The following is a 24,268-nucleotide window of genomic DNA, read 5'->3' on the forward strand; positions in this document are numbered from 1 at the left end:
AGAGGGGATTCAAACCAGTCTCCGCCTGGCTGATAGCGCTATCAGATTTGGACTTGCGTTCTGTTCTGATACCGCTATCATGAATCCAGCGCCGCGCCGCAGAGCCGGGCGCAGCACCGCATCCGCGAAGAAGAGGAACCCGATGACCGACCGCCTGAGCTGGGGCAACGGAACGCTGACCGTCGAACTCGAATGGTCGGCCGACTCCGCCCCGCGCGTCGCGGCATGGACGGCCTCCGGGATCCGCCTGGAGATGCCGTCCGGCCTCCCGCTGGTCGACGTCCTGACGGTGTGCCACGGGCACTCGCTCGCCAACGACCGCCTGGTCCACACGGTGATCGGCCACGAGTCCCGCTACACCGGTCATGAGGAACGGGCCACCGCCGCGGGCCGCGAGCTGCGGCTCGGGATGCGGCACCCCGGCACCGGGCTGGAGATCGAACTGCTGCTCCAGCTCCCGGACGGGCTCGCCGTCCTCCGCTCGTCGGTCACGGTCGTGAACCGCGGCGGCGACGAGCTGGTGCTGCGCTCCATCCCATCGCTCGCGCTCTACCTGGGCGGCGACGCCTCCAGCAGCATCCGGGACTGGGACGTCCACCACGCCCTGAGCGACTGGCTCGGCGAGGGCCGCTGGATCACCGAGCCGCTCAACGGCGTGCGCTTCCCGCGCCTCGAGCAGCACCTGACCAACCACAACCCGCGCGGCGAGTTCAGCGTCACCTCGACCGGGACCTGGTCGACCGGCAAGCACCTCCCCGTCGCGGCGGTCGGCTCCGGCCGGCTCGGCGCCGCGTGGGCGTGGCAGATCGAGCACAACGGCGCGTGGCGCTGGGAGATCGGCGAGGACACCGCCAGCGGCTATCTCGCCCTCTCCGGCCCGACCGACACCGACCACCAGTGGACGCAGACGCTCCGCCCGGGCGACACGTTCCGCACGGTGCCCGTCGCGATCGCCCTGGCCTCCGACTTCACCGCCGCCATCGCGCAGCTCACCGCCTACCGTCGCGGCGCCCGCCGCGACCACCCGGACAACACGGCGATGCCGGTCGTCTTCAACGACTACATGAACACGCTCAACGGCGACCCGACCACCGACAAGCTGCTCCCGCTGATCGACGCGGCCGCCGCGGTCGGGGCGGAGATCTTCTGCATCGACGCCGGCTGGTACGACGACAGCGGCGAGTGGTGGGACACCGTCGGGGAGTGGACGCCGAGCACGACCCGTTTCCCCGGCGGCCTCGGAGAGGTCATCGACCGCATCCGCGACGCCGGGATGGTGCCGGGACTCTGGCTGGAGCCCGAGGTCATCGGCGTGAACAGCCCGATGGCGGATCGGCTGCCCGATGAGGCGTTCCTGCAGCGCAACGGCAAGCGCGTCGTGGAGCACCACCGCTACCACCTCGACCTGCGGCACCCGGCCGCGCGCGCCCACCTCGACGAGGTCGTCGACCGCCTGGTGCACGACTTCGGCGTCGGCTTCTTCAAGCTCGACTACAACATCAACCCGGGCCCCGGCACCGACCTCGACGCGGACAGTGTCGGCGCCGGGCTGCTCGCGCACAACCGCGCCCACCTCGACTGGCTGGAGGGCGTGCTCGACCGCCACCCCGCGCTGGTGCTGGAGAACTGCGGGTCGGGTGCGATGCGCGCGGACTTCGCGATGCTGGCCCGCCTCCAGATGCAGTCGACCTCCGACCAGCAGGACTTCCTCAAGTACCCGCCGATCGCCGCCGCAGCGCCGGCCTCCATCCTTCCGGAGCAGGCTGCGAGCTGGGCGTACCCGCAGCCCGAGATGACCGAGGAGGAGGCCGCCTTCTGCCTCGCGACCGGACTGCTCGGCCGGTTCTACGTGTCGGGCCACCTCGGGCGGATGGACCGGCGGAGGCTGGACCTCGTCGCCGACGCCGTCGCGGTGGCGAAGTCGCTGCGCGGCGACCTGCTCGCCTCGACCCCGTTCTGGCCGCTCGGCATCCCCACCTGGGACGCGCCGTGGACCGCGCTCGGACTGGCGGTCGACGGCGAGGGCCCCGACGCTTCCGCCGAACCTGAGACCGCCCTCCTCACGGTCTGGAACCGGGAGCCCTCCGCGGGCCCGGTCGAGCTCGACCTCCGCCGGTTCGCCGGCGCCGACCTCACGGTCACCACGATCTTTCCGCGTTCGCTACCCGAGTGGAGCACCCACTGGGACGCGGAAACCGGACGACTGCGCGTCGCCGGCCCTGCCGATGAGGCAGGCGCACGAGTCCTCCGTCTCCAGGCCGCCGGCCGCACCGCCCCCGGTGCCGCGTCGGCGACCGCAACACATTCCGCTACTCGAACCCAGTGGCGTTAACCTCGCTACGACATATCAAGGAGAGCAGTTCAATGAAGATCGCTTGGAAGGGAGCCGCGACCGTCGCGGCCATCGCGGCCGCCGCGGCGCTGGCCCTCAGCGGATGCAGCGACCCCGGCTCCGGAGGCTCCGACTCCGGCGCCACCACCTGGCCGGCGCAGGACACGAAGCTCGACGGCGTGAACCTGACCATCTGGGCCGCCCAGAACTCCAACAAGACCGCCGACAGCGTCATCTCGGGCTTCGAGAAGCTCACCGGGGCGAAGGTCAAGGTCGTCACCATCCCCGACCCGTACGAGCAGGGCATCCAGACCAAGGTCGCGACCGGTGACAAGCCGGATCTGGCGTTCTGGCAGCCGACCGCGTCGATGCTGACGACGCTCAACGCCAAGCAGAACCTGCAGTCGCTCCAGGGCGCGCCGTGGGTGAAGAACTACACCGGCAAGCTCGGCGACATGACGGGCATCCTCGACGGCACCCGCTACGCGGCCCTCGTCACCACCCCGGCCGTGATCGGCGTCTACTACAACAAGGACGTCCTGTCGGCCAACGGCATCACCTCGACGCCGACGAACTGGAACGAGTTCATCGCCGACGCGCAGGCGCTCAAGGCCAAGGGCGTCGACCCGTTCTACGAGATGGGCGGCGACAAGTGGGCGACCCAGTGGTGGGTGCAGGCGCAGCTCGCGGACGCCGCCAAGTCCGGGCTGTGGGACAAGGTCAACTCCAACACCGAGAAGTTCACCGACCCGACCATCCAGGGCGCGATCGACAACTACCAGAAGCTGATCCAGGACGGCCTGTTCAACTCCGACATCAAGACGGCGACATTCGTCGACCAGGGCAAGGCGCTCCTGGACGGCAAGGCGGCGATGGTCATGCAGGTCAACTCGTTCTTCGGCGAGCTGCAGGCGACCTCCACCACCGACGAGCTGAACAAGAAGATCGGGTTCTTCCCGATCTCGCCCACCGGCAACGTCGGCACGTTCATCCCGGACCAGTCCAACGCCCTCGTCGCCTTCAAGACCGGTGACAGCAAGAAGGAGGCCGCGGCGCGCCAGTTCCTCAGCTACTGGCTGGGCGACGGCTACAAGGACTTCGTGAAGGCGCAGTCCACCGTGTCGCTCATCACGGGCGTCGACACCCCGAGCACGGTCCCGACCGCGCTCCAGGACGTCGCCAAGTCGCTCGACACCTCGGTCGGCTCGATGCAGGCGCTCGCAGTGGCGAACCCCGACCTGTACCTCAACCTCGCCGACATGATCCAGGGCACCAAGACGCCGGTCCAGGTGGCGCAGACCACCCAGGACCAGTTCGCCCAGCTCGCGAAGGCACAGGGAGTGAAGGGCTTCTAGCCCCTCGCCCCGACCGGCACGCCGGGGCGGCGACACTCGTCGCCCCGGCGTCCCGAACCCACGAAAGGCATGAACCCGATGACCGCACAGCTGACCCCGCTGGCGCCGGCGCCGACCGTGCACGCCCGCACGGCGGAGAAGCGCCGCCGCAGCGGCCGCCGCCAGGACCACCCGGCCTGGTTCCTCGTCCCCGCGCTGATCGTGCTCGTCGTCTTCTTCTTCGTGCCGACGATCTTCAACTTCGTCTACGCGTTCACCGACTGGTCGAGCTTCCACAGCCAGATCAACTTCGTCGGCTTCGACAACTTCGTGTCGCTGTTCGGCAACGGCAGCCTCCTCAACGACCTCCGCATCACGCTCGTCTACGCCATCCTCGTCGCGGTCTTCCAGAACCTCTTCGGGCTGATCCTCGCGCTCGTGCTGGAGCGGGACACCCGCATCAACCGGTTCGCACGCGTCGCGTTCTTCGTGCCCGTCGTGATGTCGGCGCTCGCCGTCGGCTACATCTTCCAGGCGCTGCTGAAACCGGCCGGCGGCCTCAACCAGATCCTGTCGTTCGTCACCGGGCAGCACGTCACCATCGCCTGGCTCGGCAGCACCACCTGGACGATCGTCGTCGTCGCTCTCATCCACGCGTGGAAGTGGATGGGGCTCTCGATGCTCATCTACCTGGCCGGCCTCAAGACGATCAACGAGGACATCCTGGAGGCCGCGCGGCTGGACGGCGCGAGCTGGTGGACCACCTTCCGCAGCATCCGGTTCCCGCTGCTCGCGCCCGCCGTCACGTTCAACGTGGCCACCGCGCTGCTCGGCTCGATGAACGGCTTCGACATCGTGCAGGCGACGACCGCGGGAGGCCCGGGCGGCACGACCGAGCTGCTCAACATCTTCATCTTCCGCACCTTCGGGCAGGGGCTGTTCGCGCAGGCCACCACCATGAGCCTCAGCCTGTTCCTGATGGTGACGATCCTCGCCTTCCCCGTCATCTACTTCCTGCGCAGAAGGGAGAACGTGCTGTGAGCGCACTCACCACGCCGCGCCGCGGACGCCGGGTCACCCGGTCGCGCCCGTTCCGTCCGACCAGGCTGATCCAGCCGATCGTCGCCATCCTGCTCGTCGTGCTCCTGCTCGGCGTGCCGTTCTGGCTCGTCGTCGTCACGGCGGGCAAGGACCAGGCCGAGGCGCTGAACCCCAGCCTCGCCCTGCCGACCACCTGGCATCTGCTCCAGAACTTCGCGACCGTGCTCGACCAGGGCCGGATGGTGACCGCGTTCTTCGGCAGCCTCCTGATCATGGTGCCGTCGGTGTTCGGCGTGCTGCTGCTCGGGGCGATGGCCTCCTGGATCCTCGGCCGGCGGCGCAGCAAGCCGATCGCGTTCCTGTACGCGCTCGGCATCAGCGGCATCGTCCTGCCGCCGGCGGTCGTCACGATCGTGCTCCTGCTGCGCCAGATCGGGCTCGCGGGCACGGCGGTCGGGATGATCGGCGTCTACATGGGCATGTACCTGTCGACCGTGATCTTCTTCGTCACCGGCTTCGTGCGCACCATCCCGGTGGAGCTGGAGGAGGCCGCCCGCGTCGACGGCGCCGGCCCGCTCCGGGTCTTCTTCCGGGTGATCATGCCGCTGCTCGGGCCGACGCTCGCGACGGCGACCATCCTGATCTGCCTCTACATCTGGAACGACGTCTTCTACGCGCTGTTCGTGGTCGGCGGCCGGCTCGACACCCTGCCGCTGAACCTCTACCAGGTGGCCAGCTCCGGGCTGTACCTGCAGAACTGGCACCTGATCTTCGCGTACATCATCCTGATGAGCCTCCCGCTGCTCATCACCTTCACGGTCATGCAGCGGCGGATCATCTCCGGCATCACCAGCGGCGCGGTCAAGTGAGCGCGCCGAGGTTCGGGGGAGGGGCGTCGCTATGCTGAGGACGATGTCGAACAACGCCCCGAAACCGCCCGTGATCAGCGACGTCGCGCGCCGGGCCGGGGTGTCCGTCCCGACCGTGTCGCGCGTGCTCAACGGCGCGGCGTACGTGTCGGAGGAGAAGCGCGCGAAGGTCATGCAGGCCATCGAGGAGCTGGACTTCCGGCCCTCGGCCGCCGCGCGCGCCCTCGTCGCCCGGCATCCGAAGCTCATCGCCGTGATCGCGGGGAACACCTCCCGCTACGGCTACGCGGAGACCATCCGCGGCGTCGAGGAGAGCGCGCGCGCCGCCGGCTACACCGTGACCATCACCGTGGTGGAGTCGGCCGACGACGACACCGTGGCTCGGGCGGTCTCGCTCGTCCTGGACCAGCCGATCGCCGGCGTCGTGGTGCTCAAGTTCGACCCTCCCGGCGTCGCCGCGCTGCACCGGATCCCGAAGTCCATCCCGACCGTGTCGATCTCCGGCGTCCGCGAGACGGGCGTGCCGCAGGCGGTGCTCGCCGAGGCGGACGCGGCCGAGGAGGTCGTCGACTACCTGCTCGGGCTCGGGCACGAGACCGTGCAGCACGTCCGTGTGCCCCCGTCGCGCAAGGAGGACGGCCGCACGACCGGCTGGCGCCGCGCGCTCGTCGCCCACGGGGCTCCCGTCCCGGCCCCGGTCGACGCGAGCTGGGAGCCGGAGTCCGGCCGCGAGATCGGCCGTGCCCTCGCCGCCGACCCTTCGGTGACGGCGGTCTTCTGCGGCAACGACGAGATCGCCATGGGCGTCATCCGCGGTCTGACCGAGGGCGGCAAGTCGGTCCCGGCGGACGTGAGCGTGGCCGGCTTCGACGACCACCCGCTCGCCCGCATGTGGACGCCGCCGCTGACGACGGTCGACCAGGACTTCGCGGGGCTGGGCTCGCGGGCCTACGAGCTGCTGGAGACGGTGATCAGCGGAGGCAAGGTGCGCAAGTTCTCGTCGGAGCGGCCGACCGTCGTCATCCGCGAGAGCACGGCTCCGCCGCCGAAGCGCTGAGGCGCGCGGCCGGGGTCAGCCCGTTCGTCCGCCGAGCAGTGCGATCGCGTCCCGGTCGTCCCGGAAGCGCTGCGGCTCGTCGGCGAGCGGCGCGCTCGGGGCGTCCTCCGCTCCGTCGAGCGCGTCCGGTGCGTCGCGGGTGAGGGCCGCGAAAACCGGCGTCAGATCGTCCTGCTCGGCGCCGTCGTCCGCCACCAGCTCGAACGTCAGGCGCTCCGCCGCGGCGTTCGTGAGGCTGTCGACGAGCACCCGCGCGATCTCGTCGCGGGCGATGACCCCGTCGGCCGGCGTCCCCGACTGCTCGGTGTCGCCCTGGCGCAGCACGATCGCGCGCTGACCCGGATCGTTGTAGTCGAACCAGCCGGGGCGCACGATCGTGTACGGATCGCCGCTCGCCCGGACCAGGCGCTCGGCTCGGCGCTTCCACGCGGCGTACGGCGTTCCGGGGCGGGTGGTCCCGACCGCGGTCATGAGGGCGATCCGGACGCGGCGGCCGTTCAGCGCGGTGAGGACGTTGGCGAGGCCCGCATAGTCGATGTCGCGCACATCGGCCTCCCGGGTGCCCGAGCCGTGCGTGAACACGATCGCGTCCACCCCCTCCACCGCCGCCGTGAGGGTGGCCGGTCTCGTGAGGTCGCCCACGGCGAGGTCGGTCGGGCCGGGGAGGATGCGCCCGGCGCGGGAGGCGTCGCGGACGAGCGCCCGGACGTGATGCCCGCGCCGCTGCGCTTCGGCCACGACCAGCCGGCCGATACTGCCGGTCGCGCCGACGACGAGGACGGTGAGCGGTTTGTCGGTCATCGCTTCTCCCTCTTACGGGGCTGCGCCTCAGCGGAGTCCAGGCCGGCGGCCGGCCGTCGGAACAGCCGCCACAGCGGCGCCGCTCCGACGAAACCGGGCGACGCGCGGAGGGCGGCCTCCACCCGCAGGAGGGTGTCCTCGTCCTCGGGCAGTGCGGCGATCGTGCGCCGCACCTCCCGCGCGAACCGCCTGCTCTCGCGCTTCCCGGCCGTGCCTTCCGTCAGGATCGCCCCCCGTACTCGGCGTCGGTCACGTGCTCGCCCCACTCGGTCTCCGGGCCGTCCTGGCCCTCGCCGAGCGACTCCCACATCGCCAGGTGCTCCATGAAGTGTTCCGGGTCGGCGCCGTGCCAGTGCCACTCTCCGGGCGGCGTGTGGACGGTCTGGCCGGGCCGGACCTCCAGGATCTCGCCGCCGCGCGACTGCATGAGGGCGACGCCCTGCGTCACGTGGAGGGTCTGGCCGTTCGCGTGCCGGTGCCAGGCGGTGCGGGAGCCCGGCGCGAAGCGGACGAGGTTGACCCGCAGCCGCGAGGGGGCGGAGCCTGCTGCGATGACGTCGAAGTGGACGGTCCCGGTGAAGAGGTCGGCGGGGCCGGCGGTGGTGGGGGAGTTGGGAAGAAGTTCCACGGGTCTCCTAGTCGTTGACGGGGATGTCGGGGTGGTCGGCGGGTTCGGCCGCGCGCTGGGCGGCCTCCCGCTGAGTCGCCGCCCAGCTCGCGAGCAGCTTCAGCGCGTCCTCCGACGGCGTGCCGGGGTCGGCCGTGTACACGTTGATGCGGAGGCCGGGCTCGCCGGGCAGTTCGAAGGCCTCGAACGCGAGGTCCAGGTCGCCGACGATCGGGTGGTGCACGCGCTTGCGTCCCGTGCGGTGGTACTTGACGTCGTGCCGCGCCCAGCGGGTGCGGAACTCCTCGCTGCGGGTGGACAGCTCCCCGATGAGGTCGGTGAGGTCCTTGTCGTACGGGTTGCGTCCCGCGGCCGAGCGGAGGATCGCGACCATGTCGTCCGCGGCCTGCTCCCAGTTCGCGTAGAACTGGCGCGACTTCGGGTTGAGGAAGGTGAAGCGCGACGCGTTCGGCGGCTGCACCTTCTCCGCCATGAGGTCGAGGTACAGCGCCCGGCCGAGCTCGTTGGCGGCGAGCACGTCGCCGCGGTCGTTGCGGACCCACGCCGGTGCGCCGACGATCGCGTCGATGACGCGCTGCAGGCTGGGCCGCACGGTCTGCGGGCTGCGCCGGCGGCGGATGCGCGGCGCGACATCCGCGGCCCGCGCCAGGTCGTACAGGTGGGCGGTCTCCGCCTCATCCAGCTGCAACGCGCGGGCGAGCGCCTCCAGGACGCTGTCGGACGCGCCGGACAGGTTCCCCCGCTCCAGCCGCGTGTAGTAGTCGACGCTCACGCCGGCGAGCATCGCGACCTCCTCGCGGCGCAGCCCGCTGACCCGGCGGTTGCCGCCGTACGCGGGCAGCCCGGCCTGCTCGGGGGTGAGCCGGGAGCGTCGGGAGGTGAGGAACTCGCGCACGTCGTCGCTGTTCGTCGTGCCCCGATGGTCGGTCTGGCCGGGATCGCTCATACCTCGACGCTACGCCGAGTGGGCGAGCCGAGGGAGGCACTGCCATGACCTCCCGGCCCCTGGTGGCTGCGCCTACCGTGGTGCCCATGACCATCGAACTGACCCTTAACAACGGCGTCACGATGCCCGCGCTCGGGCTCGGCGTCTTCCAGAGCCCGCCCGAGGAGACCACCCAGGCCGTGGAGGCAGCCCTCGCGACCGGCTACCGGCACATCGACACCGCGGCCGCATACGGCAACGAGCGGGAGGTCGGGGAGGGCCTCCGCCGCTCCGGCCTGGACCGCGACGAGGTCTTCGTGGAGACGAAGGTGTGGGTGTCCGACTACGGCTACGACCAGACGCTGCACGCGTGGGAGAAGGCGGCAGGCAAACTCGGCCTCGAGCAGCTCGACCTCCTCATCCTCCACCAGCCCGCGACGGACCGCTTCGACCAGACCATCGCCGCCTACCGGGGGCTGGAGACCCTGCTCGCGGACGGCCGCGTCCGCGCGATCGGCGTCAGCAACTTCATGCCGGACCACCTGGACCGGCTGCTGGCCTCGACCAGCGTCGTCCCCGCGGTCAACCAGGTGGAGCTTCACCCGTACTTCACCCAGCCGGCGGTGCAGGCCGCGGACGCCGCGCACGGCATCGTCACCCAGGCCTGGTCGCCCATCGGCGGCATCACCTTCTACCCGGGCTGGGGCGAGCAGCGCCGCAACGTGATGGAAGACCCGGTGCTGGCGGACCTCGCCGCCGCCCACGGCAAGAGCCCGGCCCAGATCATGCTCCGCTGGCACCTCCAGCAGGGCCGCTCGGCCATCCCGAAGTCGGTGAACCCAGGCCGCATCGCCGAGAACTTCGACGTGTTCGACTTCTCGCTGAGCGACGAGGAGCTGGCCCGCATCGACGCGCTCGACGCGGGAGTGCGCAACGGCCCGGACCCGGACGTGCCCCGCCCGGAGCGGTTCGCGATGGTGATCCCGGAGGCGTGAGTGGCGAGCGGCGACGCGCGAGTGCGCGCGGGGCTAGGCTCGCGGAGTGACCCAGGGGGACGAGCCCAGGCCGGACGCCGCTGACGACCGCCCGCCGCTCACGGTGCCGCCAGGCGTGCCTCTGCGGGTGTGGGACTGGCTGCTCCTCCCTGTACTTCTGGTAGCAGGTGTGTCGTTGGTCGTCTGGCTGTATCCGGCGTCCTGGCTGAAGGGCTACTTCGCTTTCGCGGGCGTGCTCGTACTCGCTGCCGCGGTGGTTCAAGCCGTCAACGGCTACCGCGTGTACGTCGGATGGTCGGAAACGGACATCCTGCGGTATCGCCGTTCCGTTACGTCGACCATCGCCGCCGTCGCCGTCTTCTGCTTGTTCGGCACCTACGGCGTCTTCGCGTTCGTCGCGTTGGGGTACCGGCTCGCCGCTGACCCCGCCGAGTCGCTGCGGCGTGCTCGCGCCGCCCTCTCGGGCCGCATGTGGATCCGCCTCACGGTCGCCGCGGGTATCGTGACCGCGGTGGTGACCGTCGCTCGCCCTCTCGCTTCGGCGATGGGTGGTCTGATCGGTGTCCTCGGCCTCGCGCTGGCGGTGCTCGCGCCGATTATCGCCGGCTTCGCGTACCGCTCGCGGCCCGAGGGCCACCGGTTCTTCTGACCGATCGCGGCGCGCCCGAAGGCCGTCACCCTCCCGAGCAACGACCCCCGTGCACCCCGCGCCGCAACCTCCTTAGACGAGCACCGCACACTCCCCGACGGCCTTCCGCGCCGCATTCGGCGCGGCCCCCGAGTCGCCGAGCTGCGCCGCGGGCGTGTTGCCGCTGCAACTCAGCACCCCGCCGACCGTGTTCGCCCCGACCTCGGTCGAGTCGAGGCCCTGGAAGACCTGGTCCGGTGTTCCCGGGAAGTTGGCGTTCAGCGGGTTCGCGTACATGTTCGCGATCGTCATGTTGCCGCCGACCGTGTTGCGCAGCACGCCGAACCAGCAGCCCGCCCAATTGCTGAACGTCATGTTGCCCGCGATGTGGCTGTCCTTCACCATCGTGTCGTTGCCGAAGCTCGTGTCCGGATCGGGGTCGGTGCAGTTCCGGCCGGAGCCGCCGCCCTGGACGGTGAGGTTCTTGCCGACCTGGCTGAAGAACATGTAGAGCGCGTGCGCGTTCGACGCGCTGACGTTGCCGCCGACATGCGTGCCGTAGGCGAACAGGATCGCGCCGGAGCCGACGCTGAGGTTGCCGCCGATCGACGCGCCGGAGAGCTGGAGGCCGGCCCCGGGGTCGACGGTGACGTTGCCGCTGATGGCGACGCTGGGGTCGAGCCCGCAGAAGCCGGCGATCTCGACGTTCTTGTAGCTGCCGGGCGGCAGGGTCGCCGGGGCCTGGACGGAGCCGCCCGAACAGGTCGTGCTCCCGGGGGTCGCCGCCTGGGCGCCGGCGCCGACGGCCAGCATGAAGCCGGTCGTGGTCGCGAGTGCGACTGCGAGGGTGAGCAGTCGTCGTGGTGTGGTGCGCATGCCTACTCCTTCGTCACGCATCGGTGCATGCAGGAGCCGGTCTGCTCCGGCATGAGGAATGCTCAGGTAATCGTTCACCCGCGTGACGAGGATGCACAAGGGCAATCATTGACAGGACATAACGACAAAGACGACAATCAGAGGATGAACGACACCCGCCCGCGGCTCGGCCTCTACGACGCGATCCTCCACGACCGACCGCTTCCGGAGGCGATCGAGGTCGTGGCCGGGCTCGGGCTCGCCGGGCTGGAGCTGAACACCGGAGGGTTCCTCCCCGCTGTCCACGTTCCGGCCTTCGACGACATCCTCACCGGCGACGCCGCACGCGACGACTTCCTCGCGCAGTTCGACGGCACCGGCGTGGAGATCGCCGGGCTCAACTGCAACGGCAATCCGCTGCACCCGAACCCGGCGATCGGCGAGGCGCACGCCGACGACGTCCGCCGGTCGATCGCGCTCGCCGCGCGCCTGCGCCAGACGCGGGTCGTGACGATGTCCGGCCTTCCCGGCGGCGAGCCCGGCGCGACCCGCACGAACTGGATCGTGAACGCCTGGAACTCCGCCGCGCTCGACGTCCTCGACTACCAGTGGGACATCGCGGCCCGCTTCTGGCGCGAGATCGACCGGTTCGCCGCCGACCACGGCGTGAAGGTCGCCCTCGAACTGCACCCGCAGAACCTGGTCTTCAACGCGGCCGACGTGCACAAGCTGATCGAGCTCACCGGCGCGACGCACGTCGGGGTCGAGCTCGACGCCTCCCACCTGTTCTGGCAGCAGATGGATCCGGTCGCGGTCGTGCGGCACCTCGGCCCGCTGGTGTTCCACGCGGCGGCCAAGGATGTCCGGATCAACCCGGCCGCCGCCCTCAACGGCGTGCTCGACAACGGCTTCCGCCGCCTCCGGCCGGACGAGCCGCGCACCAACCTCGGCGGCGACGAGTGGGTCAACGAGTGGCCGAAGGAGTCCTCGTGGGACTTCGTGGCGCTCGGCAAAGGTCACGATGCGGGCTACTGGGCGACGTTCCTCAGCGCCCTCCGTGAGGTCGACCCCGACATCTGGGTCAACATCGAGCACGAGGACACCGAGTTGGGCCGCATCGAGGGCATCGCCGCAGCAGCGGACGTGCTGAAGGAGGCGGACGAGCGGTCGAGGAGCGCCTCCGCCTGAGCCCTCGACGCCCACCGGCCCCCGGTCTACACTCGGGTCTCGTGTTCAGGAAGCACTGCTCCTCCCCGGACGAGGAAGCCGTCGAGCGCTACGAGTTCGTGCTCGCGACCGGCCAGCAGGACCAGCTCCTCCAGGTCCACACCGAGGCGTTCGCCGCGCTGACCGACGAGCAGCGCGCCGACCTCCGCACTCGGCTCGCTGCGAACGTGGACGAGGCCGACCGCCCGGTCGACGACCGTCCCGAATCCCTCGCCCGCGTCGCCACCGACGTGGAGGTCACCCGGCCAGGAAGCCTCGAACGGGTGCTCGGCCCGCTACTGCCGGCCATCGCGGCCTCCGTGATGGCGTCGCCGGTCGCGATCGCGCTGTTCCCTTACGGCTACGCCGGCTCCGGCAGTGTGTGGCAGGACGACGCCGACGACGACAGCCCGCTGCTGTGACGGCGCGGCAGACGGGCGCGGGGCGGACCGGCGCCGCGACCGACCGCGACAACTGGGCCGGCACCTACACCTTCACGGCCCCGCGGATCGAGCATCCCGAGACCGTCGAGGAGGTCGCCCGGCTCGTCCGCGAGAGCGAGCACGTCCACGCGCTCGGCACCCGGCACTCGTTCACCGACCTCCCGGACACCGCCGGCACCCTCATCCAGACCGACAGGTTGCGGACCGCTCCGACCCTCGACGAGACCGCGCGCCGGGTGAACGTCGGCGCGGGCACCCGGTACGGCGTGCTCGCCGAGTGGCTGCACGCGCGCGGCTGGGCGCTGCACAACATGGGCTCGCTCCCGCACATCTCCATCGCAGGCGCGACGGCGACCGGCACGCACGGCTCCGGCGACCGGCTCGGCATCCTGAGCACCGCCGTGTCCGGGCTGGAGTTCGTCGCGAGCGACGGCTCTGTCGAACGCGTCGGCCGCGGCGACACCGACTTCGACGGCCTGGTCGTCGGGATCGGCGCGTTCGGCGTCGTCACCAGCGTCACCCTCGATGTCGAGCCCACCTACGATGTGCGGCAGGACGTCTATACGGGGCTGACGTGGGACGCCCTCCTGGACGACCCCGGCGAGATCTTCGGCGCCGCGTACAGCGTCAGCGTGTTCGCGAAGTGGGCGGCGGAGACCACCGAGTCCGTCCTGCTCAAGTCCCGGATCGGTGTCGACGGCCCGTCGCCCGACCGCATCGCCGGCGCGCGGATCGAGGAGGCCGGCGCTGTCGTCCCGGCCTCGGCCACGCAGCGCGGCGGCGTCCCCGGGCCGTGGAGCCTGCGACTGCCGCACTTCCGCCTGGACGCCACGCCGAGCATCGGCGAGGAGCTTCAAGCCGAGTACTTCGTCCCGCGCGAGAAGGCGGCGGCCGCCCTGCGCGCCGTACGCGAGTTCGCCGACCGCATCGACCCCGTGCTCGGGATGACCGAACTGCGCACCACCGCCGCCGACTCCCTCTGGCTCAGCGGCTCCTCGGAACGCGACACCTTCGCCATCGCGTTCACCTTCCTCCGCCGTCCCGCCGAGGTGTACGCCCTGCTGCCCGACCTGGAGGCCGCGCTGCGCCCGTTCGGCGCGCGTCCGCACTGGGGCAAGGCGCACACCTTCGACGCGGCCCGGATCGCCGAGGTCTGGCCGTTGGCCCAGCGGGCCCGGGAACTCTTCGACCGGCTCGACCCGCGGGGCGCGTTCGTCAACGACCACCTGCGCCGCCTCGGAGTCCGCTGAACTCCCACGTCAGCACGCCGAGGGGCGTGTAAACGCCCCGAAAACGCCGTTTTACGGGCGTTTACGCGCCCTTCGACGGAGGGGGCTCCACGGCTACGAGTGCCAGCAGCATGCGGCGCAGCTCCCCGCCCTCCGCCCCGGCCAGCGGCGCCAGGAACTCCCGCTCCGCCGCCGCATACGCCGCCTCCGCCGCTGCGTTGGTCGCCTGCCCCCGCGCGGTCAGCGCGATCTGATTGCGGCGCCGGTCCGCCGGATCCGGCCGGCGCGTGACGATCCCCTTGTCCTCGAGCGCGTCGAGGACGGCGACCATCGTGGTGGGGTCCACGCCGAGGAGGCCGGCGAGCGCCTGCTGCGAGAGCGGTTCGCCCGCCGCGAGCACGCGGAGGACGCCGAACTCCTTGCGGTCGAGCCCGTGGGGTGCGAGCGCGGTGTCGGCGAGCGCCATCAGCCGCTGGTGCGCGTGCTTGAGCAGGTACGCGAGGACCTCGCTCGGTTCGCCGGCCGCCGGCCTCTCGCTGGACATGCAGGAATCATAGCGTAGGCTGATCATCAGCGATACAAACGATTGTGTCAGCGAACGTTTTGAGGAGACCCGCATGAGCATCGAGCTCGAACAGACCCCCGCCCTCGTCGTCATCGACCTCCAGACCGGCATCGTCGGCTATCCCACGGCGCACCCGATCGAGCAGATCGTGGCCAACTCGGCGCAGCTCGCCGCCGCGTTCCGCGCGAAGGGCCTGCCGGTCGTCCTCGTCAACGTCGCAGGGTCCGCTCCTGGACGCACCGACCGCGGCAAGGCGACGGGGCGCGCCGGCGGTCAGACCCTCCCGGCCGCGGCGACCGTCCTCCTCCCCGAGCTCGACCGGCAGCCGAGTGACATCACCGTCACCAAGCGCACCCTCGGCGCCTTCCTGTCGACCGACCTGGACGCGAAGCTGAAGGAGGCGGGCGCGACCCAGATCGTCCTGACCGGTGTCTCCACCACCTCCGGCGTCGAGTCGACCGCCCGCTCGGCGTACGAGCTGGGCTACCACGTCGCGTTCGTCACCGACGCGATGAGCGACCTGCTCGAGGCGCACGAGGCCTCGATCGCCCACCAGTTCCCGAAGCTCGGCGAGCTCGGCACGACGGCGGAGGTCCTGGAGCTGCTGTCGGCGCGCTGACCCGGGCGCGGTCGGGGGCGAGGCACGGGTGATTCGGAGGCTCCCCGTGCGTCGCGAAGGCGCACCCTCCGCTTGAACGGAGAGCGGCGCCGGGGTACTCGGTAGAACGACTCGTATGATCGTGGAGTCGATCAACGCCGGAAGGGACGCCCGATGCGCTCGAAGAGGCTCGCAACGACCGGGTCGGTGGTCGCGTCGGTTGCCGCGCTCGTCACCGTCCTCGCTGCCTGCACCGGTCCGTCGGGCGAGGTCCGCGCGGGAGGCCCGACCCCACGCGCGACGAGCAGCTCGGACGCTGCGGGCGCCGCGCCGGCCTCCCCGGCCCCCGGCACTCCGCAGGCGGGCGCACCTGGCGCACCGGGCTCACCGGATGAACCGGGAGCAGGGGGCCAGTCGGGCCGGTCAGCGTCCGCGCACTCCCCGTCTCCGCACGGCCCGAACCCCGACGCGCAGACTCCCGACGCGCAGACTCCCGACGCCTCGAGCCTCCCGCAGGGCCTCCAGACGGCGATCACCCGCGACCTCGACATCACGCCCCAGCAGTACCTGGCCGGCGCGGAGGCGGCCGCCGCGGCTCCCGCCACCATCGCACGGCTCGCGCGGTCGGGCATCGACCCCACGCAGGCCTGGCTCGACGGCGCCGTCCTCAAGGTCCACGCCACCGACTCGACCCAGCAGGAAGCCGCCCGCGCCGCAGGGGCGGAGCCCACAGCCTCCACGCCGCCGACCGCGCCGGCCCTGCGGACGACGACTCCCTACGAGGATCTCGTCAACGGAACGGGCTGGTACCTCCCGGTGAACGCCAGCTCGATCGCGATCTGCTCGACCGGTTTCAACGGGTGGAACGCCGCAGGCTCGAAGACCGTCGCCACCGCGGGTCACTGTCTGCTCGGCAACTCCCCCGTCCCCTCCGCGCCCGTCACCGCGACCCGCTACATGCAGACCCAGCCCAACCAGGCAGGGACGGCCGGATCGACCATCGGCAACCTCGAGTACAACTCGTTCCAGTTCGGCAACGGCTACGACTCCGGGCTGATCGACGTCGGCAACTCGGCGCTCGTCCCCAGGCCGCAGGTCTCCACGTGGGACGGGAACACCATCGCCGTGCGCGGCATGATCACCGCGACGCTCGGCGCCTACATCTGCAAGTCCGGCCGCACGACCGGCTGGACCTGCGGGACGGTGCAGCGCGTCAACTACGCGCAGGGGATCAGCAGCGGCCAGACGGTCAACTCCATCCAGACGAGCATGTGCATGTACCACGGCGACAGCGGCGGACCGGCGATGATCGGCTTCTACGCCGTCGGGGTGAACTCCAGCGGGACCTGGTCGAGCACGGCGTGCACCGACAGCGGCGGCTACTCGGCGATCTACCCGATCCAGGGTGACGCGGACAGCATCGTCAGCCAGCAAGCCGGATGGGAGCCGATGGTGACCGTCGACACGCCGGCGGTCACCGGGGTGACGCCCGGCCCGACGACTGTGATGAACGGCACGCTGTCGAACGCGGCGACGGGCGACTCGGTCTCCGTGTACCTGGATGGCGCGAGCACTCCGGCGGCGACGGCGGCGGTCGACACGACCTCCGGAATGTGGAGCGTGTCGCTGCCGTCGCAGACGCCCACCGTGCACACGTATCAAGTCATCGCGGGATGGGGCGCCCGCAGCCGCTCGACGCCGGTCACCGGTAGCTACGTCGTCCCCGTGACGTGCGGGCCGTCCCCGGGACAGAACGACCGCTGCGGCGGGCCGGAGCTGACGCCTGCGCCGACGTCCACGCCGGCGGCGACGTCCACGCCGGCGGCACTCTCCGGGCCGTCGACGCTGTCGCCGATGGCGGTCTCGTTGCGGTTCCTCGCGCTGGTCTGACCGCCGTCCGGGCGGGCGGTGCTCGGGCCGATCCTGTTCCCCGCCGGCGGGATCACCCCGTTCCGGCGGCGGCTGCTACTCCGCCTCCTTTGCCGGGTGGATCACCAGGTTCCCGCTGCGGTCCCTACTCGGCCTCCTGCCGCGCCCGGAACGCCACCATGTTCATCCGGTTCCCGCAGCGCACGCTGCAGAACCGCTTCGACCCGTTGCGGGAGAGGTCGAGGACGAGTCCGTCGCAGTCGAAGGCGGCGCAGCTGCGCAGCCGGTCGTTCTCGTTGGAGCGGATGACGTCCACCAGCGCGAGCGCGACCTCCACCCGGATCCGCTCGGCCAGCGGCGCCTCCAGCGAGGTGGCGTGCAGGTGCCAGTCGAACCCGTCGTGCCGCATCAGGTAGGGGGAGGCGTGGGCGTCGGCGAGCATCGCGTTCACCTCCGCGACGGCGTCGTCCCGCTCCATCGTCCAGGCCCGGCGGAGGCGGTCGCGTGTCTCGTGGACCTGCTGGAGTTCGTCCTGGTCGCCGTCGATGCGGCCCGAGTACTGGTTCTCGTGCATCAGGGCGACGAGCTGGGCCGGGGTGGCGAGCTCGTCCTCCCCGCTGCGGGAGGCCGTCGGGACCGTGTTGCACAGGACCACGGCGAACTGGAGAGCGTCCTCCGCGTCAGGGGCAAAATGCAAGTTGACTCCTTACCACGCCGAGTACTAACGTCAGGATCATAACCCACTACGGTCCTGACGCGGCTGTTCCCACTGTCGTGCTGACCCCGTCCTCGCGCACAGTCAGGAGGCCTCCGATGGCACTGAACCAGACCTCCAAGGGTCTCGTCGTCGCGGTGGTCGCCGCCGCGTCGTTCGGGCTGTCGGGCGCGTTCATCAAGCCGCTCCTGGAGAGCGGCTGGTCGCCGGCCGCCGCGGTCACCGCGCGCGTGCTGATCGGCGGCGTCGTGCTCGCCCCGTTCGCGATCGTCGCCCTCCGCGGCCGCTGGGCCGCGCTGTGGCGGGGACGCTGGCGCCTGCTCGGGATGGCCCTGGTCGGCGTCGCCGGAACGCAGGTCCTCTACTTCGCCGCCATCGAGCGCATCCCGGTCAGCACCGCCATCCTGATCGAGTACCTCGCGCCGGTCGTGCTGGTGCTGTTCGTCTGGGCGCGCACGCGCCGCGCCCCGAAGGCCGTGGTGCTCGCCGGCTCGGCCGTGGCGATCGCCGGCCTGCTGCTGGTGGTCTCGCCGGGCGGCGGGAAGCCGCTCGACCTCGTCGGCGTCGCCCTCGCGGTCACGGCGATGCTCGGCTGCGCCGGCTACTACATCATCGCCGCGCGCCCCTCCGACGGCCTCCCGGCGGTGGCGCTCGCCGCGGGCGGTCTGCTGGCCGGCGGCGTGGCCTTGCTGGTGGTGAGCGCGACCGGCCTGCTCCCGTTCGTGGTGAGCACCCGTGACGTGCAGCTCTTCGGCCACGCCGAGCCGTGGTGGGTCCCGCTCGCCGTCGTGGGCATCCTCGCGACCGCGCTCGCCTATGCGTCCGGCATCACCGCAGCGAACATGCTCGGCTCGCGCCTGGGATCGTTCGCCGGACTGCTGGAGGTCGTGGCCGCGACCTTCTACGCGTGGCTGCTGCTGGGGGAGTCGCTGAACGCGTTGCAGCTGGTGGGCGGCGCGCTCATCCTCGGCGGCATCGCGCTCGTGCGGGTGGACGCGTCGGGGGATGGGGGTGCGGAGGCGGAGGTGCCGGGAGCGGTGGACGTGCCGGCGGGGATATCGGCGGGGAGACCGGTGGAGGTGCCTGCTGGAGCCCAGGACGCGCCGGTGCACGATGCCGCTCCAGTGGCCGCAGCCGAAACGGCGATAGCGCCGGACGTTCCGCTGGGCTGACGACGCCCGCTCTCACCCTCCCCACCCGCGCCGTCACCCTCCCCACCACACGTTCCCCGCTAAGCTGATCGCGCCCCGTTGCCACGAGGCAATCACACGATTCACACCGGACGACGAAGCGGGGGACCATGGCGGCGACACGTCGTGAGGTGGCAGAGGCCGCGGGCGTCTCGGTCCGGACCGTCTCCAACGTCGTCAACGGCTTCGACCATGTCGCGCCCGCGACCCGTGAGCGCGTGCTCCGCGTCATCCATGAGCTCGAGTACCAGCCGAGCGAGCTCGCGCGCAGCCTCAAGGTGGGGCGGTCCGGCCTCATCGGGCTGATGCTCCCGGAGCTCGACACCGCCTACTTCGCGGAGCTCACCCGCGCTTTCGTCGAGGGCGGCGCCGAGCGCGGCCTGACCGTCGTCGTCGACCAGACCGACGGCGACCGCGAGCGCGAGCTCGCCCTGCTGCGCCGGACGGCCGGGGGCTCGCTCTTCGACGCGCTCGCGCTGAGTCCGCTCGCCCTGCGCGCCGAGGATCTCGAGGCGCTCGCTGCGGGGCCGCTGGTCTTCCTCGGTGAGGATGAGTTCCCGGGCTACGACAAGGTGATGATCGACAACTTCCAGGCCGCTCGGGAGGCGGTCGAGCACCTGCTCGCGCAGGGCCGCCGACGCATCGCCGCGATCGGCGCCGAGCGCAGCCACCGCGCCGCCAGCTCGCAGCGCCTCGCGGGCTACCGCGCGGCGATCGGCGCCCACGCCGACCTCGGCCTCCCCGAGATCGTCGAGTATGTGGAGGGCTTCCGCCGGCCGGAGGGCGCCGCGGCGATGCGCCGTCTGCTCGACAGTGGGGAGCGCTTCGACGCGATCTTCTGCTTCTCCGACGCGCTCGCGCTCGGCGCGCTGCGGACCCTGCACGAGGCAGGTGTATCCGTCCCCGACGAGGTGGCGGTGGTCGGCTGGGACGACATCGAGGACGGCCGCTTCTCGATCCCGTCGCTCACGACGGTGAGCCCGGACAAGCAGTGGCTGGCGGAGACGGCGCTCGACCGGATCGTCCGCCGACTCGCCGGCGAGAAGCTGGAGCCCGAGGTGCTCGTGGCGCCGCACCGGCTCGTGGTGAGGGAGAGCGCCCCGGGTGCGCCGGCCGCGCCGACTGCGTCGGGTGCGCCGGCCGCGCCGACTGCGTCGGGTGCACCAGCGACGCCGACTGCGTCGGGTGCACCGGCCACACCTGCGACGCCAACTGCGTCGGGTGCACCGGCCACACCTGCGACGCCGACTGCGTCGAGTGCACCGGCCACACCTGCGACGCCGACTGCGTCGAGTGCACCGGCCGCGCCGACCGCGCCGACCACGCCACCCACGCCACCCGCAGCATCCCCGAACCCCGCCTCACCCACCCCTCACTGACGCATTCCACCCTGTGATTCACAACATTTTCCGAATTGTATTTGCATCGAGGCAAACTGCGCGCTAGCATCCAGATCGTGACATTTGCATCGAGGGAAATCGAACAGGGCGGCGACGCTCCCGGAGCCCAGGCAATGCCGCGCCCGGAGTATCCGCGTCCGCAGTTCGTGCGTGAGCGCTGGCTGAACCTCAACGGCGTGTGGAGCTTCGGCTTCGGCGCAGGGGACCTCCGCGAGGCTGCGCAGACCGTCATCACCCCCGCCCCGACGACGTGGAACCTCGACCGCGACATCCTCGTCCCGTTCGCCCCCGAGTCGGAGCGCTCCGGCATCGGCAGCACCGACTTCCACCCCGCGGTCCGTTACCAGCGCACCGTCGAGGTCCCGGCCGACTGGTCCGGCGACCGTCTCCTCCTCCACTTCGGCGCCGTCGACTTCGACACCACGGTGTGGGTGAACGACATCGAGGTCGGGCGTCACCGCGGCGGCTTCACCCCCTTCACGATCGACATCACGGACGCCGTCGCCCGCTCCGCCGCACGGGCTTCGGCCGTCGACGACGCGATCACCCGCGACACCGTCGGGCTCGCGACGCACCCGACGGCCGCACGCAACGCCCGGGTCACCCCCGACGCCTTCGGGCTCGCGACGCACCCGACGGACGCACTCAACGCCCGCATCACCCCGGACACCACCACCCCGCCGGCCGCCGCCACCTTCACCCTTTCCGTCCTCGCCGAGGACGACCACCTCACCATCCAGGCGCGCGGCAAGCAGTCCCGCCGTCCCGAGAACTACGAGGCGTTCTACACCCGCACGACCGGCATCTGGCAGACGGTCTGGCTGGAGCCGGTCGCGCCCGCGCACTTCGGCCGCCCGGTCATCCGTCCCGACCTCCCGTCGTCCTCGTTCGCGGTCGAGCTGGATGTCGTCTCTCCGTCCGCGGGACTCACGGCGCGCGTCGACATCCGCGACGCCGACGGCCTCGTCGTCACCCGCGAAGTCGAGGTGACGGCGCAGGTGAAGCCCGTGCTCACCCTCCCGATTCCGGCCGACCGCCTCCGCCCCTGGTCGCCCGAGGACCCGCACCTCTACACCGTGCGCTTCACCCTGCTGCGCGGGGAGGCCGTGGTCGACATCCTCGACAGCTACGCCGGGATGCGGTCCATCGCGATCGACGGCCGACGCGTCCTCCTCAACGGCCGGCCGGTCTTCCAGCGCTTGGTCCTCGACCAGGGCTACTGGCCCGACACCCTGATGACGGCGCCCAGTGACGACGCCCTCGTGGCCGACATCGAGCTCGGGATGGCCGCAGGCTTCAACGGCGCCCGCCTCCACCAGAAGGTGTTCGAGGAGCGCTACCTCTTCCACGCCGACCGGCTCGGCTACCTGGTCTGGGGCGAGTTCGCCGACTGGGGCGCCAAGGTCGGCCCTGGCGGCCCGCAGGAGCCGACGCTCTCGTTCGTCACCGAGTGGGTGGAGGCTCTCACCCGCGACCTGTCGCACCCGTCGATCGTCGGCTGGTGCCCGCTCAACGAGACGTTCGAGCCGCTGACCGACCGGCTGACCGTTCTGGACGACGCCACCAAGGCGCTCTACGCGATCACCAAGGCGATCGACCCGACCCGTCCCGTGATCGACGCGTCCGGCTACTCGCACCGCGTGCCCGGCGCCGACATCTACGACTCGCACCTGTACGAGCAGGATCCCGACGTCTTCGCGCAGCGCATGGGAGGCCTCGCGGACGGCCGCCCCTACGTCAACACCGCGCTCGACGGCGCCGAGTGGTCGGTCCCGTACGCCGGGCAACCCTACTTCTGCAGCGAGTTCGGTGGCATCTGGTGGTCGGACAGCGACCGCACCGGCGACGACTCCTGGGGGTACGGCGAGGCGCCGCGCACCCGCGAGGAGTGGCTGGACCGGTTCCGCCGGCTCGTGGACACGCTGCTCGACGACCCCGGCATGTTCGGCTACTGCTTCACCCAGCTCACGGACGTCTTCCAGGAGAAGAACGGCGTGCTCGACTTCCGGCGCGTTCCGAAGTTCGACCTCCGGCTCCTGCGCGACATCCAGTCGCGCCCCCCGGCGTATGAGCTCGACGACGTCCCGCCCCTCGATCCCTGATCCGGGACGCGGGCAAGCACCATCACCCGCACCAACACCCCCGCACCACGCACCCGCACCACCGAACCCCCGCACCACCAGCACCTGACAACACAAGGCACCTCACAAAGGAGTGGACACCCATGCGCAAGAAACTGATCCTCGCCGCCGCCGCCGTCTCGGCGGTCGCGCTGGCGCTCGCCGGCTGCTCGTCGGGAGACGGCTCCAGCAGCGGCAAGACCACGCTGACGGTCGTCGGCTTCGAGGGCGGCGGTACCGAGCTCGCCGACATCCCCCAGATCAACGCTGATTTCCACAAGAAGTACCCGAACATCACGATCGACTACAAGTACGTCGCCAACGGTGAGTACGACCAGTACAACAACACCCGCCTCGCCGCGGGCACCGCCGCCGATGTCCTGATGACGAACGCGACCCGTGTGCAGCAGTGGCAGAAGCAGGGTTACCTCGCCGACCTGAGCGACCAGTCGTGGGTGAAGCAGCTTCTCCCCAACGTTGCCCCGTTCGGTGCGATCAACGGCAAGACCTACGCCTTCACCCAGCAGAACATCCCGATCGGGATGTACGCGAACCTCGACATCCTGAAGAAGGCCGGCATCAGCCAGGTCCCGCAGACCTGGCCTGACTTCCTGGACGCGCTGCAGAAGCTGAAGGCCGCCGGCCAGCCGGGCCTGCTGCTCGCCGACCAGGGCGGCTGGACCAGCGAGCAGCTTTCGCTGGCGCTCGCCGCGAACCTGGTGGACGACAAGTGGGGCCAGGGCTACGACGCGGGCAAGACCAACTGGAACCCGTCCTTCACCCCGGTTTTCGACCACATCAAGCAGCTGCTGACGTCGGGTGACGTCGACGGCAAGCTCATGAACGGCATCGAGCCGTTCAACACCGGCAACGCGGACTTCGCCGCCGGCAAGTGGGCCTTCACCATCATGGGCGCGTGGGAACTGCAGAACTTCCAGCAGAACGCGAAGTTCGACTTCTCGCTCAACCCGTTCCCGGGTGGCGACGCGGGCAGCAGCCCCTACGGCGTGACCTTCGTCGGCTCCGGCTGGGGCGTCAACGCGGCGAGCCAGCACACCGACGCGGCGAAGAAGTACGTCGCGTTCATGGCCGACCCGGCGAACGACAGCCGTTACCTTGCCGCCGAGAACTCCTTCACCACGCTGAAGAACGTCCCGAGCCCGACGATGGAGAAGGCGAGCGCCTACGTGGACGCCTTCAACGCCGGCCACTCGCAGGTGTCGCCGATCGAGTACCTGCACTTCCCGACCTACGAGCAGGAGTTCTGGAAGGTCGGCACCTCGCTCTTCAACGACCCGTCGCAGTCGACGAGCACGCTCCTGAAGCAGCTCGACCAGACGATCCCGAAGACGAAGTAGTCACCACCGTCCCGGCCGGGGAGCGCGCACGCCTCCCCGGCCGGGCATCCACGCTTCACCCGCGGGAACGCGTAGCCTCACCACGGCTCCGCCCCACCAGCGCCGGCTTC

The 24,268-nt window shown here is 70.9% G+C and carries 23 protein-coding genes; 16 read left to right on the forward strand and 7 right to left on the reverse strand.

The features are described 5' to 3' along the window. The first annotated feature begins 142 nt into the window (after positions 1 to 142). The 5 genes from F1C12_RS15575 (at position 143) to F1C12_RS15595 (ending at position 6,633) form a co-directional block, all read left to right on the forward strand. Positions 143 to 2,332 carry a glycoside hydrolase family 36 protein gene (locus F1C12_RS15575; protein ID WP_185275815.1) on the forward strand — a complete coding sequence of 730 codons (2,190 nt, stop codon included), beginning with the start codon at positions 143 to 145 and terminating at the stop codon, positions 2,330 to 2,332. A 32-nt stretch (positions 2,333 to 2,364) separates the two neighbouring features. Continuing rightward, positions 2,365 to 3,687, forward strand: a complete 1,323-nt coding sequence (locus F1C12_RS15580) for an ABC transporter substrate-binding protein (RefSeq protein ID WP_185275816.1) — start codon at positions 2,365 to 2,367, stop codon at positions 3,685 to 3,687. A 78-nt stretch (positions 3,688 to 3,765) separates the two neighbouring features. Continuing rightward, positions 3,766 to 4,707: a carbohydrate ABC transporter permease gene (locus F1C12_RS15585; RefSeq protein ID WP_258045937.1), complete on the forward strand. Its 942-nt coding sequence runs from the start codon at positions 3,766 to 3,768 to the stop codon at positions 4,705 to 4,707. Then, entirely contained in the window at positions 4,704 to 5,576 is an 873-nt protein-coding gene (locus F1C12_RS15590) for a carbohydrate ABC transporter permease (RefSeq protein ID WP_185275817.1), read from the forward strand. The genes F1C12_RS15585 and F1C12_RS15590 overlap by 4 nt, the downstream gene beginning before the upstream one ends. A gap of 43 nt (positions 5,577 to 5,619) precedes the next feature. Beyond that, a complete protein-coding gene (locus tag F1C12_RS15595) occupies positions 5,620 to 6,633 on the forward strand; it encodes a LacI family DNA-binding transcriptional regulator (protein ID WP_185275818.1) in 1,014 nt (337 codons plus the stop codon). Positions 6,634 to 6,648: 15 nt separating this feature from the next. Here F1C12_RS15595 and F1C12_RS15600 read toward each other — a convergent pair whose 3' ends face one another. From F1C12_RS15600 to F1C12_RS15615, 4 genes are read right to left on the reverse strand one after another with little or no spacing between them, the layout of a single operon-like run. Further along, positions 6,649 to 7,434: an SDR family oxidoreductase gene (locus F1C12_RS15600; RefSeq protein ID WP_185275819.1), complete on the reverse strand. Its 786-nt coding sequence runs from the start codon at positions 7,432 to 7,434 to the stop codon at positions 6,649 to 6,651. Further along, the gene (locus tag F1C12_RS15605) at positions 7,431 to 7,607 is read right to left on the reverse strand and encodes a hypothetical protein (protein ID WP_185275820.1); all 177 of its coding nucleotides are present in this window, start codon (positions 7,605 to 7,607) and stop codon (positions 7,431 to 7,433) included. Before F1C12_RS15605 ends, F1C12_RS15600 begins: the two co-directional genes overlap by 4 nt. Positions 7,608 to 7,654: 47 nt before the next feature. Further along, positions 7,655 to 8,062, reverse strand: a complete 408-nt coding sequence (locus F1C12_RS15610; protein ID WP_185275821.1) for a (R)-mandelonitrile lyase — start codon at positions 8,060 to 8,062, stop codon at positions 7,655 to 7,657. 7 nt (positions 8,063 to 8,069) lie between these two features. Next, positions 8,070 to 9,008: a helix-turn-helix transcriptional regulator gene (locus F1C12_RS15615; protein ID WP_185275822.1), complete on the reverse strand. Its 939-nt coding sequence runs from the start codon at positions 9,006 to 9,008 to the stop codon at positions 8,070 to 8,072. An 86-nt stretch (positions 9,009 to 9,094) separates the two neighbouring features. Here F1C12_RS15615 and F1C12_RS15620 point away from each other — a divergent pair, with 86 nt between their 5' ends. Then, complete coding sequence (locus F1C12_RS15620) at positions 9,095 to 9,982, forward strand: aldo/keto reductase (protein WP_185275823.1); 888 nt, start codon at positions 9,095 to 9,097, stop codon at positions 9,980 to 9,982. A gap of 46 nt (positions 9,983 to 10,028) precedes the next feature. After that, positions 10,029 to 10,631 carry a hypothetical protein gene (locus F1C12_RS15625; RefSeq protein WP_185275824.1) on the forward strand — a complete coding sequence of 201 codons (603 nt, stop codon included), beginning with the start codon at positions 10,029 to 10,031 and terminating at the stop codon, positions 10,629 to 10,631. A gap of 72 nt (positions 10,632 to 10,703) precedes the next feature. Here F1C12_RS15625 and F1C12_RS15630 read toward each other — a convergent pair whose 3' ends face one another. Further along, positions 10,704 to 11,486, reverse strand: a complete 783-nt coding sequence (locus tag F1C12_RS15630) for a hypothetical protein (RefSeq protein ID WP_185275825.1) — start codon at positions 11,484 to 11,486, stop codon at positions 10,704 to 10,706. A 144-nt stretch (positions 11,487 to 11,630) separates the two neighbouring features. On the opposite strand from F1C12_RS15630, the gene F1C12_RS15635 reads away from it, so the two are divergent. The 3 genes from F1C12_RS15635 to F1C12_RS15645 are packed head-to-tail and all read left to right on the forward strand — an operon-like array spanning position 11,631 to position 14,364. Further along, a complete protein-coding gene (locus F1C12_RS15635; protein WP_185275826.1) occupies positions 11,631 to 12,653 on the forward strand; it encodes a sugar phosphate isomerase/epimerase family protein in 1,023 nt (340 codons plus the stop codon). 41 nt (positions 12,654 to 12,694) lie between these two features. Then, the gene (locus F1C12_RS15640; protein WP_185275827.1) at positions 12,695 to 13,093 is read left to right on the forward strand and encodes a hypothetical protein; all 399 of its coding nucleotides are present in this window, start codon (positions 12,695 to 12,697) and stop codon (positions 13,091 to 13,093) included. Then, a complete protein-coding gene (locus F1C12_RS15645; protein ID WP_185275828.1) occupies positions 13,090 to 14,364 on the forward strand; it encodes a D-arabinono-1,4-lactone oxidase in 1,275 nt (424 codons plus the stop codon). The genes F1C12_RS15640 and F1C12_RS15645 overlap by 4 nt, the downstream gene beginning before the upstream one ends. 61 nt (positions 14,365 to 14,425) lie before the next feature. Here F1C12_RS15645 and F1C12_RS15650 read toward each other — a convergent pair whose 3' ends face one another. Next, a complete protein-coding gene (locus F1C12_RS15650; RefSeq protein ID WP_185275829.1) occupies positions 14,426 to 14,887 on the reverse strand; it encodes a MarR family winged helix-turn-helix transcriptional regulator in 462 nt (153 codons plus the stop codon). Between the two features lie 73 nt (positions 14,888 to 14,960). Here F1C12_RS15650 and F1C12_RS15655 point away from each other — a divergent pair, with 73 nt between their 5' ends. Both F1C12_RS15655 and F1C12_RS15660 read left to right on the forward strand, forming a co-directional pair. Beyond that, the gene (locus F1C12_RS15655; protein ID WP_185275830.1) at positions 14,961 to 15,527 is read left to right on the forward strand and encodes an isochorismatase family protein; all 567 of its coding nucleotides are present in this window, start codon (positions 14,961 to 14,963) and stop codon (positions 15,525 to 15,527) included. A 153-nt stretch (positions 15,528 to 15,680) separates the two neighbouring features. Further along, positions 15,681 to 17,396: a S1 family peptidase gene (locus F1C12_RS15660; protein WP_185275831.1), complete on the forward strand. Its 1,716-nt coding sequence runs from the start codon at positions 15,681 to 15,683 to the stop codon at positions 17,394 to 17,396. 124 nt (positions 17,397 to 17,520) lie between these two features. Here the strand turns inward: F1C12_RS15660 and F1C12_RS15665 are convergent, their stop codons facing one another. Then, the gene (locus F1C12_RS15665) at positions 17,521 to 18,072 is read right to left on the reverse strand and encodes a CGNR zinc finger domain-containing protein (RefSeq protein WP_185275832.1); all 552 of its coding nucleotides are present in this window, start codon (positions 18,070 to 18,072) and stop codon (positions 17,521 to 17,523) included. Between the two features lie 116 nt (positions 18,073 to 18,188). On the opposite strand from F1C12_RS15665, the gene F1C12_RS15670 reads away from it, so the two are divergent. The 4 genes from F1C12_RS15670 (at position 18,189) to F1C12_RS15685 (ending at position 24,158) form a co-directional block, all read left to right on the forward strand. After that, positions 18,189 to 19,262 (forward strand): EamA family transporter, encoded by a 1,074-nt coding sequence (locus F1C12_RS15670; RefSeq protein WP_185275833.1) that lies wholly within the window; start codon positions 18,189 to 18,191, stop codon positions 19,260 to 19,262. Between the two features lie 128 nt (positions 19,263 to 19,390). Next, a complete protein-coding gene (locus F1C12_RS15675) occupies positions 19,391 to 20,659 on the forward strand; it encodes a LacI family DNA-binding transcriptional regulator (protein WP_185275834.1) in 1,269 nt (422 codons plus the stop codon). 77 nt (positions 20,660 to 20,736) lie between these two features. Beyond that, positions 20,737 to 22,782, forward strand: coding sequence for a glycoside hydrolase family 2 protein (locus tag F1C12_RS15680; protein ID WP_374939533.1), 2,046 nt, complete (start codon positions 20,737 to 20,739; stop codon positions 22,780 to 22,782). A gap of 122 nt (positions 22,783 to 22,904) precedes the next feature. Then, a complete protein-coding gene (locus F1C12_RS15685) occupies positions 22,905 to 24,158 on the forward strand; it encodes an ABC transporter substrate-binding protein (protein ID WP_185275835.1) in 1,254 nt (417 codons plus the stop codon). The last annotated feature ends 110 nt before the right edge of the window (positions 24,159 to 24,268 follow it).

Source organism: Leifsonia shinshuensis, from assembly GCF_014217625.1.
GTDB classification, from domain to species: domain Bacteria; phylum Actinomycetota; class Actinomycetes; order Actinomycetales; family Microbacteriaceae; genus Leifsonia; species Leifsonia shinshuensis_A.